Source organism: Streptomyces sp. NPDC005794 (assembly GCF_042871445.1).
Classification (GTDB): Bacteria; Actinomycetota; Actinomycetes; order Streptomycetales; family Streptomycetaceae; genus Streptomyces.
In genome coordinates this window covers 97,826-108,801 of the sequence record NZ_JBIAIN010000023.1, presented here as the reverse complement: position 1 = coordinate 108,801, position 10,976 = coordinate 97,826, and the positions used below count along the sequence as shown (strand labels likewise).

Annotated in this window: 9 protein-coding genes and 1 pseudogene; 7 read left to right on the top strand and 3 right to left on the bottom strand. The window is 70.4% G+C overall.

What is annotated here, in order from left to right; genetic code table 11:
- Positions 1 to 24 precede the first annotated feature (24 nt).
- The 6 genes and pseudogenes from ACFYQ5_RS30460 to ACFYQ5_RS30435 form a co-directional block, all read left to right on the top strand.
- Positions 25 to 1,071: pseudogene (locus tag ACFYQ5_RS30460) on the top strand (polysaccharide lyase family 1 protein); the annotation flags it as partial.
- Between the two features lie 70 nt (positions 1,072 to 1,141).
- The gene (locus tag ACFYQ5_RS30455) at positions 1,142 to 2,476 is read left to right on the top strand and encodes an ABC transporter substrate-binding protein (protein WP_389202187.1); all 1,335 of its coding nucleotides are present in this window, start codon (positions 1,142 to 1,144) and stop codon (positions 2,474 to 2,476) included.
- A 129-nt stretch (positions 2,477 to 2,605) separates the two neighbouring features.
- Positions 2,606 to 3,436: a rhamnogalacturonan acetylesterase gene (locus ACFYQ5_RS30450; protein ID WP_389202185.1), complete on the top strand. Its 831-nt coding sequence runs from the start codon at positions 2,606 to 2,608 to the stop codon at positions 3,434 to 3,436.
- Between the two features lie 91 nt (positions 3,437 to 3,527).
- Positions 3,528 to 4,856, top strand: coding sequence for a polysaccharide lyase family 1 protein (locus ACFYQ5_RS30445; protein WP_389202183.1), 1,329 nt, complete (start codon positions 3,528 to 3,530; stop codon positions 4,854 to 4,856).
- 92 nt (positions 4,857 to 4,948) lie between these two features.
- Positions 4,949 to 6,052 (top strand): pectinesterase family protein, encoded by a 1,104-nt coding sequence (locus ACFYQ5_RS30440; protein ID WP_389202181.1) that lies wholly within the window; start codon positions 4,949 to 4,951, stop codon positions 6,050 to 6,052.
- Positions 6,049 to 7,143, top strand: coding sequence for a dienelactone hydrolase family protein (locus ACFYQ5_RS30435; protein WP_389202179.1), 1,095 nt, complete (start codon positions 6,049 to 6,051; stop codon positions 7,141 to 7,143). The genes ACFYQ5_RS30440 and ACFYQ5_RS30435 overlap by 4 nt, the downstream gene beginning before the upstream one ends.
- A 144-nt stretch (positions 7,144 to 7,287) precedes the next feature.
- Here ACFYQ5_RS30435 and ACFYQ5_RS30430 read toward each other — a convergent pair whose 3' ends face one another.
- On the bottom strand, positions 7,288 to 7,869 hold the full coding sequence (locus ACFYQ5_RS30430) for a snapalysin family zinc-dependent metalloprotease (protein ID WP_389202177.1): 582 nt from the start codon (positions 7,867 to 7,869) through the stop codon (positions 7,288 to 7,290).
- A gap of 346 nt (positions 7,870 to 8,215) precedes the next feature.
- Here ACFYQ5_RS30430 and ACFYQ5_RS30425 point away from each other — a divergent pair, with 346 nt between their 5' ends.
- The gene (locus ACFYQ5_RS30425; protein ID WP_389202176.1) at positions 8,216 to 8,974 is read left to right on the top strand and encodes a siderophore-interacting protein; all 759 of its coding nucleotides are present in this window, start codon (positions 8,216 to 8,218) and stop codon (positions 8,972 to 8,974) included.
- A gap of 101 nt (positions 8,975 to 9,075) precedes the next feature.
- Here ACFYQ5_RS30425 and ACFYQ5_RS30420 read toward each other — a convergent pair whose 3' ends face one another.
- Both ACFYQ5_RS30420 and ACFYQ5_RS30415 read right to left on the bottom strand, forming a co-directional pair.
- Positions 9,076 to 9,681 carry a GPP34 family phosphoprotein gene (locus ACFYQ5_RS30420; protein WP_389202175.1) on the bottom strand — a complete coding sequence of 202 codons (606 nt, stop codon included), beginning with the start codon at positions 9,679 to 9,681 and terminating at the stop codon, positions 9,076 to 9,078.
- A 437-nt stretch (positions 9,682 to 10,118) separates the two neighbouring features.
- On the bottom strand, positions 10,119 to 10,952 hold the full coding sequence (locus ACFYQ5_RS30415; RefSeq protein ID WP_389202173.1) for a pectate lyase: 834 nt from the start codon (positions 10,950 to 10,952) through the stop codon (positions 10,119 to 10,121).
- Positions 10,953 to 10,976 lie beyond the last annotated feature (24 nt).

Genomic DNA, 10,976 nt, shown 5'->3' with positions numbered 1-10,976 from the left:
CCGCACCGCTGTATGGGAGCCGCAATGACGCACCTCCGTACCGAGCGCACCAGAGCGAGAACACTGTTCACGGCGATCGCCCTCGCGGCCGCCTTTCTCCTGCCCACCGCCCCGGGCGGGGCATCGGCCGCCACCGGGGCGCAGCCCGCCGCACACCACGGCGGCGGACGCCCCGGCACACCGCACGGCTTCGCCTCGCTGGCGGGCGGCACCACCGGGGGCCGTGGCGGTGAGGTGGTCACGGTCACCGACCAGGCGGGCCTGGAGAAGTACGCCGGTGCGGAGGAGCCCTACGTCATCCGGGTGGCCGGCTCCATCGCCGTCGAACCCTTCGGCGCCGACATCGACGTCGCCTCGGACAAGACCATCGTCGGGGCGGGCGACACGGGCGAGATCGTCCACGGCGAGCTCCACCTCAACCCGGGCACCAGCAACGTCATCATCCGCAACCTCACCATCCGCGACTCCTACGTCGAGGGTGACTGGGACGGGAAGACCAGCGACTTCGACGCGATCCAGATGGACTCGGCCGACCATGTCTGGATCGACCACAACCGGCTGACACACATGGGCGACGGGCTGCTCGACATCCGCAAGGACAGCCAGTACATCACCGTGTCGTACAACCACTTCGACAACCACAACAAGGCGCTCGGCATCGGCTGGACCGAGAACGTCACCACACAGATCACGATCGACCACAACTGGTTCAGCGGCACCAAGCAGCGCAACCCGTCCGCCGACAACTGCGCCTACGCCCACCTCTACAACAACTACCTCTCCGCGCAGGTGGCGGACGGGGACCCGCTGTGGACGTACGGGAACTGGGCGCGCGGCGCCACGAAGATGGTGATCGAGAACAGCTACTACCGGGACGTCCAGCACCCCTACCAGGCCGACGCCACGGCAGAGCTGGTCCAGCGCGGATCGATCCTGGAGAACACCACGGGCCGTACCGACACCTGGGGCACCGCCTTCGAACCGCGTCACTTCTACTCCTACACCCTCGACCGCGCCGCCGACGTACCGAAGCTGGTGACCCGGGACGCGGGCCCGCAGAAGTACATCGGCGCCGCGCCGCACGGCACACACCACTGACCTCCCCCCACTACGCGTACAGATCCGAGAGAGAAGAGCCGACATGAACATCTCGAAGACGCTCCGGGGGCGTACCGCGACCGCGGTGTCCCTCACCGCGGTCCTGGCGCTCGCGGCCACCGGCTGCGGGGACGACGGCAGCAGCTCAGGCACGGAGGGCAGCGGGAAGGGCGAGATCACCTTCTGGGACAACAACGGTGGTCCACGCACCGCCATCTGGACCGAGATCATCAAGGACTTCGAGAAGAAGAACCCAGAGATCAAGGTCAAGTACGTCCCGATCCCGATCGCGGACGTCCAGTCGAAGTACGACACGGCGATCGCGGGCGGCGGCCTGCCCGACGTGGGCGGCGTCGGCACCGCGTACCTGGCCAACATCGTGTCCCAGGAAGCCCTGGAGTCGGTCAGCGGCCGACTGGAGAAGTCGGAGCTGAAGGGCAAACTCGTCGAGAACATGGTCGAGAGCGTCAGATCCGCGGCCGGCCGTGGCGACGACGTGTACGCCGTGCCGACCTCCGCGAACAACGGTGCGCTCTGGTACCGCACCGACCTGTTCGACGCGGCGAAGCTGGAGGCGCCCACCACCTGGCCCAAGTTCTACGAGGCCGCCGACAAGCTCACCGACGCGAAGAACAACAAGTTCGGCTACACGATCCGCGGCGGCGCCGGCTCCATCGCCCAGGCCCTGGACGCGATCTACGGCCAGACCGGCATCACGGAGTTCTGGGACGGCGAGGAGACGACCCTGAACGACCCGAAGAACGTCGCGGCGCTGGAGAAGTACGCCGCCCTGTTCAAGAAGACGACGCCGGCCGCCGACGTCAACAACGACTTCACCAAGATGGTCGCCCAGTGGGACACCGGCACCATCGGGATGCTCAGCCACAACCTGGGCTCCTACCAGGACCACCTGAAGGCGCTGGGTGAGGACAAGTTCGCCGGGATACCCGCCCCCATCGGGGAGGGCGGCACCCGCGTCCAGGTCTCCAACCCCGTCGACGGTCTCGGCCTGTTCCGCTCCAGCAAGAACAAGAACGCGGCCTGGAAGTTCATCGAGTTCGCGGCCTCGCACGAGTCCAACAGCAAGTGGAACGAGTCCGCGGGCGCCATCCCGGCCAACACCGACGCGGCCAAGGACCCGTGGATCAACGAGACGGAGCCCACCGCGCTCGCCGCGAAGACCCTCACCGACGGTTCCACCAAGATCGTCGACCTGCCGTACTACCTGCCCGACTGGAACAACATCAGCAAGGCCGACAACGAGCCGGAGTTCCAGAAGCTGCTCCTCGGCAAGGTCACGGCCAAGGACTTCCTGGACAAGATGGCCGAAGAGCTGAACGCGTCCCAGAAGGAGTGGAAGGAACTGGGCAACGGCTGACCCCGGCCGTCCCACCCCGGTCCCACCCCCATTGACCGGGGGTCCGGCGGCGGTCCGGGTCGCACCCCGCCGCCGGTCCCTCTTCTACGCACCACCTCACGTTTGTCCTCCGAGAGAGGCAGTCATCCTGTGTCACTCACCCGTAGACAGACGGCAGCCGCGCTCCTCGCGCTGCCCCTCGCCCTCAGTGCCACCCCCGCGCTCGCACACGGCAGCGGGGGCGGGGGAAAGCCCCGGCCCCGGACACTCCACATCGCGGGCGACTCCACAGCGGCCCGGAAGTACGCCGCCGCCGCACCCGAGACCGGTTGGGGCATGGCCCTGCCCTTCTTCCTCGGCCGTGCGCTCGGTGTCACCAACCACGCGGTGAACGGCCGGAGTTCGAAGAGCTTCATCGACGAGGGCCGTCTCACCGTCCTCCTGGACGGCGTCCGCGCGGGCGATGCCGTCCTCATCCAGTTCGGGCACAACGACGAGAAGACCGAGGACCCCGCCCGCGGTACCGACCCGTACACCACCTACCAGGAATACCTGCGTCAGTACATCAAGGGCGCCCGTGACCGGCACGCGGAGCCCGTGCTGATCACCCCGGTCGAGCGCCGCCGCTTCGCCGAGGACGGCACCGCGAAGCCCACCCACGGGGAGTACCCCGCCGCGATGCGCGCCCTGGCAGCCGAGGAGGGCGTGACCCTGCTCGACGTCCAGGCACTCTCCCTCGCGCGCTGGCAGGAACTCGGACCGGACGGGACCGAGGCGTACTTCAACTGGCTGGAGCCCGGCGAGTCGCCGAACTATCCCGACGGCAAGCAGGACAACACCCACTTCCGGCCCGACGGCGCCGTCGACGTGGCCCGCATGACCGCCCGCGCGCTGCTGGACGAGCGCGTGCTCGCCCCGCGCGAGCTGCGCCGTCTCGACGAGCCGGTGCCCGGCTCGTGGATCACCTGGCCGCAGGCCTGATCCGCGCCCGCCCCGTTCACCAGGTCCTGCTCTCCCCGTTCGCCAGGTTCTCCTCTCCCTGTTTCCCGCGTACGACAGTTAAGGATTCGCCATGCCCGCACGCATGAGACATGTCCGCGCCATCGCCGTCGTGATGGGCTGTGCCTCGCTGGCCCTCGCCGTGACCCTCCCCGCCCAGGCCGCCGCCCACCACCGCAAGGGAATCGAGCGCGAGGTACTGCCGGCGGGCGACGGCTGGGCCGCCGCCGAGGGCTCCACCACGGGCGGCGCCGGGGCCACCCCCGACCACGTCTACACCGTGAGCGACCGTGCCGAGCTCATCGCCGCCTTCGAGGAGGCGGGCGACGCGCCGAAGATCATCCGGATCGACGGCACCGTCCACGGCAACTCCGACGCCGCCGGCACCCCGATCGGCTGCGAGGCGTACCAGCGGGACGGCTACACCCTGGAGAAGTACCTCGCCGCCTACGACCCGGCCGTCTGGGGCAGGGACGAGGTTCCGGCGGGCCCACTGGAGGACGCCCGCGCCGCGTCCGCGAAGCTGCAGGCGGCCGCGGTCAACGTGAACGTCCCGTCCAACACCACGCTCGTCGGCGTAGGCGAGGACGCCACGATCATCGGTGCCAGCCTCCAGGTGAAGAACGTCTCCAACGTCATCGTCCGCAACATCTCCTTCGAGGACACCTACGACTGCTTCCCGCAGTGGGACCCCACCGACGGTGACAACGGCGCCTGGAACTCCGAGTACGACAACCTCGTCGTCTACGGATCCAGCCACGTCTGGGTCGACCACAACACCTTCAGCGACGGGGACCGCCCCGACGCCGACCAGCCCCACTACTTCGGGCGGGTGTACCAGCAGCACGACGGCCTCTTCGACATCGTGCGCGGCGCCGACCTCGTCACCGTGTCGTGGAACGTCCTCAAGGACCACGACAAGACCATGCTCATCGGCAACAGCGACGGCGCCGGGGCGAGCGACCGGGGCAAGCTCCGCGTGACGCTGCACCACAACCTCTTCCAGGACGTGAAGGAGCGCGCGCCGCGCGTCCGCTTCGGCCAGGTCGACTCGTACAACAACCACTTCGTCGCCACCGAGGGCGCCGCCTACGGCTACACCTACGGCATCGGCGCCGAGTCCGCGCTCGTCGCGGAGCACAACGCCTTCACCGTGCCCGCCGGCTTCGACAAGGCGACCATCCTCAAGAAGTGGTCCGAGTCCTCCCTCACGGCGGAGAACAACTACGTCAACGGGCGGAAGACCGACCTGATCGCCGTGCACAACGCGGGCGTGCCCGCCGAGCAGCTCACCGAGGGCGCCGGCTGGACCCCGACGCTCCGCACGAAGACCGACAGCCCGCGCGCCGTCCCCGGCCTGGTGGACCGCAAGGCGGGAGCCGGCAAGGCCCCTGGCTGCTGAGGCCACCCGAACCGGCCGGAGCGGCACCGCACGCTCTCCACCACCCCGGAGAGCGCCGCTCCGGCCCACCACCCCGTAGAAGGAGTACCGCCATGCCCAGCAGACGCAGTGCGCTGACCCTGCTCGCGGGTGCCGGCGCCGCCCTCGCCCTCGGCACGCCCGCCGCACACGCCAGGCCCACGCACCCCCGCCCGTTCGGCCGTTACGGTTCGCCGTCCCGGCGCCTCGACGCACTGACGCTGTACGTCGACCCGCACGGCAGGGGCGACCACACCGACGTACAGTCCGCCGTCGACGCGGCATCCGGCACCGGCCGTACCCTGGTGCTCGCCCCCGGCACCTACCGGGGCACGGTCCTGGTCACCGCCGCCCGGGCGGAGCTCACACTGATCGGCGCGAGCGGCGACCCCCGCGACACCGTCGTCGTCCACGACAACGCGGCCGGTACGCCCAAGCCCGACGGGTCAGGCACCTACGGCACGAGCGGCTCGGCCACCGTCACCGTCCAGGCCGCGGGCTTCACCGCCCGCGACGTGACCTTCGCCAACGACTGGCTGCGCTCCGACAATCCGGAGTACACCGGCACCCAGGCCGTCGCGATCAAGGTGCAGGGCGACCGGTCCGCGTTCTACGGCTGCCACTTCCTCGGCCACCAGGACACCCTGTACGCCGACTCCCTCGCCCTCACCGCCTTCGCCCGCCAGTACTACCGCGACTGCTACGTCGAGGGAGACGTCGACTTCGTCTTCGGCCGCGCCACCGCCGTCTACGACCGCTGCCACTTCCGCACCCTGACCCGCACCGACCTGGCCTCGGCCCCGTACGGCTTCGTCTTCGCGCCCAGCACCGCCGGAGCCAACCCGCGCGGCTACCTGGTCCTGCGCTCCCGGATCACCAGCACCGCCCCCGACGCGTACTACAAGCTGGCCCGCCCCTGGGTGCCCTCGTCGGACCTCACCGCCCACCCGATGCTGACCGTCCGCGACAGCCACCTCGGCGCGGGCATCGACGCGGTCACGCCGTACGGCACGATGTCCTCGGGCTTCCCCTGGCAGGACCAGCGCTTCGCCGAGTACCGCAACACCGGTCCCGGCGCGCGCGTCACGGTCCCCGCCGACCGTCCGCAGCTGACGGCGTCCGAGGCCCGCGCGCACACCCCGGCCGGCTTCCTGGGCGACTGGCGCCCCGACGCATGACCCTGGGGATCACCCAGCGGGTACTCCCCGCCTTCTACGAGCGGCTGAGGGACGAACTCACCTTCCCGCTCTCCTGGGAGAGGTCCGCGACCCGTGACTTCCCGGCCTGGCGTGCCGAGGCGCGCGCCGTGGTCGGGGAGTCGCTGCTGCAGCCGCCGGACCCCGGCCCCGAGCCGTTCGACCCGGTGACCGTCGACGCGTGCGAGGCGGGCCGGTACACCGCGCGCACCGTGGAGTTCGCCCTCAGCCGTTACGGGCGGGCCCGCGGCTCGCTGCTGGTGCCGCACGGGACGGGGCCCTTCCCCGCGGTGCTGATCCTGCACGACCACGGGGCCGAGTTCACCATCGGCCGTGAGAAGGCCGTTCGGCCCCGTTCGGCCCCTGACCGCCTCGCACGCGCGACCGCGTGGGCCCGGCGGCACTACGACGGCCGGTTCATCGGCGACGACCTGGCCGCCCGTGGCTACGCCGTGCTCGCCGTGGACACCCTGGGCTGGGGCGACAGAGGACCGCTGGCCTACGAGGACCAGCAGGCCCTGGCCGCCAACCTCCTCCAGCTGGGCACGTCCCCGGCCGGCCTCGCCGCCCACGAGGACATCCGGGCCGTGGCCTTCCTCGCGTCACTGCCCGAGGTGGACGAACGGCGCGTCGGCGCGCTGGGATTCTCCATGGGCGCCTACCGCGCCTGGCAGCTGTCCGCCCTGTGCGACGGCGTCCGGGCGGCGGCGGCCGTCTGCTGGATGACGGGGCTCAAGGAGATGATGGTCCCGGGCAACAACACGCTGCGCGGCCAGTCCGCGTACTTCATGCTGCACCCCGGGCTGCACCGCCACCTCGACATCCCGGACGTGGCGTCCCTCGCCGCCCCGAAGCCCGCCCTCTTCCACGCGGGCGGCCGGGACCACCTGTTCACGGCGGCCGGGGTGGAGTCGGCGTACGCGAAGCTGCGCGCGGTCTGGGAGTCGCAGGGAGCGGGCGACCGGCTCACCACCACCGTCTGGCCGGAGATCGGCCACGCGTTCACGGTGGCCATGCAGGACGAGGTGTACGCCTGGCTGGACACGTGGCTCGCCCGGGATCAAGGCTCTTGACGACTCGGCGGTCGGCCGGGCCTGACGCGGAGCCTCGACGTCGCCCCGACACGTGAGCCCTGCCTGCTCATGCGCGAGGTGCCCGACCGTACGGAGTGCGTCGGGCACCTCACGCGGTGGTTGTCCCACCTATCCGCGCGACCTCTAAGGCGCGTCCACCAAGGTGCGGCCGTCGGCCGGAGTGAGCGAGGCCAGGCCGTTGGCGTAGGCGGACTCGACACGGGCCTGTTCGGCCGTGTCCGGGACCGCGTTCCTGCAACTGGTGCCTGCGCTCGACCCTGACATCAGCTGGGAGCACGGGCCGGGCTTGGTGTCGGGCAGGCCCAAGCTGTGCCCGATCTCGTGCGCGGCGATGCGGGTCTTGTCATGGCCTTGAGATACCGCCTGGCTGCCGAGTTCGACGCGCACCTGGCCGCCCGGGCGCACCGGCCCGAGTGTCGCCTGCGGCCAGCCGCTGGTGGCGACGATCTGGATCTCGGCCCGGGTGCCAGGTGTGGCTTCGACCAGCTTGACGTTGCCGACGTTCTGGTTCCACGAGGCGACTCCGGCGGTGATCGCCGCTTCCCAGCCGGCTGCTCGGCTGTCGTCGTAGCGGAGTGTCACTACCGCTGCCGCGTTCTGCGTCGCGGCCGGCTCCGGTGCGGGCGCGGCGTGCGCCGCTGTTGCTGCGGCCAGGGTGACCGCGGCGGCGGTGCCGGCTGCCTTCAGCCATAAGGAGTGCGGCATTGCTGTCCCTTCACTCGTGCGGGACTCGGCTCAGATCGGAACCGAGAGCGGGGCAGGAGGCTGCGTCAGCGGGTGGCTGGTCGCAGGTTCTCCCGGGGCCTCAGATGTATGCCCTTCACCCTGCACTTATCATGCCCCTGTCATGAAAGTGGCCGGAAAAAGGTGTGTGTGCGAACGGTGGACCCGGCCGCGGCCCGAGAGGTGCGTTCAGCGGCTGTGGCCGCCGGTGTGGCATTCGGATACCTGTACAAGTAAGCTAAACCTAACCTAACGGTGTCTCTCGTTCAGGAGTGGTTCTTCGATGCCGCAATCGCTCGCAGCCCGCCAAGTGCCACCGCAGAGGCCCATGTTCGCGAGTGTCGTCGGGGTGCGCCGGCTCACGGCGCGCATGGTCCGGATCACGCTGGCCGGGGACGGCGTGGGTGATTTCCACTACGCGGGCCCCGACCACCTGGTGCGGCTGTTCCTCCCGGTCAGCGATGACCTGCAGCTGCCGACCGGCTCCGACTGGTGGACCGAACTGCAGGCGATGCCGGAAGAACGGCGCCCCGTGGTCCGCAACTACACGGTTCGCCGGATCGATCACGTCCGCCGCCGGCTCGACATCGACTTCGCGCTGCACGGGGACAGCGGTCCGGCGTCCGCCTGGGCCGGCACGGCCGAGCCCGGCGACCGGATCGGCATCCTCAGTGATGGTGCCCGGTATCAGGCCGGTGACGCGGACTGGCAGCTGCTGATCGGCGACGAGACGGCTCTGCCCGCGATCGCCTCCATGCTCGAAGGCGCCCGCACCCCCGTGCACACCTTGCTCGAAGTCAAGGATGAGCAGGACGTGCTGGACCTGGCCGGTGAGGCGACCTGGCTGTACCGCTCGGGCTCCCCCGGTTCCCGCACGGTGGAGGCGCTGCGCGCCCTGCCCTTCCCGCCCGGTACGCCGTACGTCTGGGTGGCCGGCGAGTCCACCCTGGCCACGTCCGTGCGGCGTTACCTGGTGAACGAGCGAGGTGTCGACAAGCAGCAGATCTACTTCTGCGGTTACTGGCGGGGTACGCCCTCCACCGCCGGAGCGGCCGCCGAATCGGAACGGGAACCGGCGCACGCCTGATCCGGCGGCTGCCGCGCGGACTCCAGCGTTCCCACGCACGTGGCCGGCCCCGCCCGACGGCCGGGCGTCGGCTCACCCGTGCCGTCGGCCTCGGCCCCGGCTCACAGGCCTCGCCAGAGGTTGGCGTAGGCCGCGTTCTCGATGGTCCGCCTCTGGCGTACGGCCTCCAGCTCCATCACCGCGTCGTGGACGACGGCCACCACGGTCGTCACCGCCTCGTCATCGAGGTCGGACTCGTCGTCGGATCGCCCGCCGTCGACGCCCACGACCGAGGCGAGGGCGGTCAGGACGGGTTCCTTCTCCTCCCGGCGATCGGCTGCCCGGCGGCGGCCGGGCGTATCGACCGGTTCCACGCGTTCCGAGCCGAAGGGCGACCGGCCGGTTCGCTTCCGCGTCAGCTCGCCGTCCTCCTCCAACGCGGCCTGGTACGCGGCCGCGAGGTCCCGGCCCCGGCGCCACAGCCAGTCCTCGATCCGCTCGTGAGGCGGTTGCCGAGTGAGCTGTGCCGCGGCCTCGCCGAGGAGCCGATCGTCCGGCGCCGGCGACTCGCCCGGCACGATACGGTCGCCGTCCACGGTGACGGCCCCCGCACCGATGAGATCGATCAGCTCGGCTCCCGCGAGTGCGAGGGACAGGTCACCCTGCCCCACGGCGTGCTCCGGCCCCGGGTCCATGGTGATGATGAACAGGTCTTTCGCCGTGGTCATGAACGGCTCCCCTCGGAGGCATCGGCAAAGATGCGTCCCCCGGCCCGGCGCGCATCCGGAGCTGGTTCGGTGCCGAGGCGACTGTCACGATCAGTATCGCCTCCGTCCGGGCGGCCGAAGCCCTGGGAGACCGGGCGCGGCGGTATTCACCCGTTCTGCGTCCTCGTCACGTCCGTCGTCCGCCCGGGGAACCGCTCCAGGTGTCCTGTCCCGATGAGCGGAGTCGCGTGCCGACCGGCCCCGGGCTTCCGGCTACCCGTCTCACGAACCGGAAGGGCGCGCCTCGACCTCCCCAGGTTTCGGCGCGCCCTCTCACCCCTGCTCGGAGGAGTGATCGTCATGGCCACCGGGAAGCGACCGCTCGCGGTTCGTCAGATCCCGGCCCGTGCCCGGCCGGCGAACAACCGGCCGGGAGGCACATGATCTGCCGGACAGTCCTAGTCGTAGCTGAGGTCGGACGCGGTGTAGCGGCAGTACGTGCCGTCCGGACCGCTGCCCGTCTCCTTCGGCTCGGCGCCGGTGTTGTTGCCGGTGTAGCGGATGCACGGCTTGATCTTCTTGCTGCTGTCACCGTGGATCCGCACCGAACGCAGCGCCGCGGTGTCCCCGTAGTTGGTGTTGATGCCGACCAGGGACTTGCCCGGCGCCGTGATGTCGACGTCGTTCACGATGATGTCGCGCTTGTACTGCTTGGAGCAGTTGCCGCAGGACCGGACGAGCTTGCCGAAGTCCGCGACCTGGAACTTCGTGATGACCAGCTTGCCCGCGCCGTTGAACTGGAAGACCTTGTCGGAGGCCTTCTTGGCGCCGCCGCCGTGCACCGTGTAGACGGAGCCGGTCGACGTGCCCTTGAAGGACGCGGCGTCCTCGCCGACGTCCTCCCACCAGACGTTCTGGATCGTGCAACTGCCGGAGCAGTGCACGCCGTCGGCGGCGGGCGAGCCCAGGATGACGTTCTTGAGCGTCGCTCCGTCGGCCAGCTTGAAGATCGGGTCCTGGCCCTCGTCCTGACCGTCCCCGCCGAGGTCGCCGCTCCCGTAGAAGCGCTTCAGGGATCCGTCGTACGTCCCCGAGACCGCGATGGTCTTCGAGACGGCCTTGGTGCCGGTGGCACTGGGCCACGCGGGCACGGCGGCAGCCGCCGCCCCGGCGGGCTGCAGCATCACATTGGTGGCCAGAGCGGCGCCGGTGAGACCCAGGGCCGCGGTCAGGGCGGCGGCCATACGGCGCTTGCCGGGCCTGCGCCTGTGCGTGTGCGCTCGTTCACTCATGCTCGTTCGGTCCCGTTTCCTAGG

Coding starts and splice junctions, on each gene's coding strand:
- ACFYQ5_RS30455 (WP_389202187.1), top strand. CDS start 1,142: ATGAACATCTCGAAGACGCTCCGGGGGCGTACCGCGACCGCGGTGTCC.
- ACFYQ5_RS30445 (WP_389202183.1), top strand. CDS start 3,528: ATGCCCGCACGCATGAGACATGTCCGCGCCATCGCCGTCGTGATGGGC.
- ACFYQ5_RS30440 (WP_389202181.1), top strand. CDS start 4,949: ATGCCCAGCAGACGCAGTGCGCTGACCCTGCTCGCGGGTGCCGGCGCC.
- ACFYQ5_RS30435 (WP_389202179.1), top strand. CDS start 6,049: ATGACCCTGGGGATCACCCAGCGGGTACTCCCCGCCTTCTACGAGCGG.
- ACFYQ5_RS30430 (WP_389202177.1), bottom strand. CDS start 7,869: ATGCCGCACTCCTTATGGCTGAAGGCAGCCGGCACCGCCGCCGCGGTC.
- ACFYQ5_RS30425 (WP_389202176.1), top strand. CDS start 8,216: ATGTTCGCGAGTGTCGTCGGGGTGCGCCGGCTCACGGCGCGCATGGTC.
- ACFYQ5_RS30420 (WP_389202175.1), bottom strand. CDS start 9,681: ATGACCACGGCGAAAGACCTGTTCATCATCACCATGGACCCGGGGCCG.
- ACFYQ5_RS30415 (WP_389202173.1), bottom strand. CDS start 10,952: ATGAGTGAACGAGCGCACACGCACAGGCGCAGGCCCGGCAAGCGCCGT.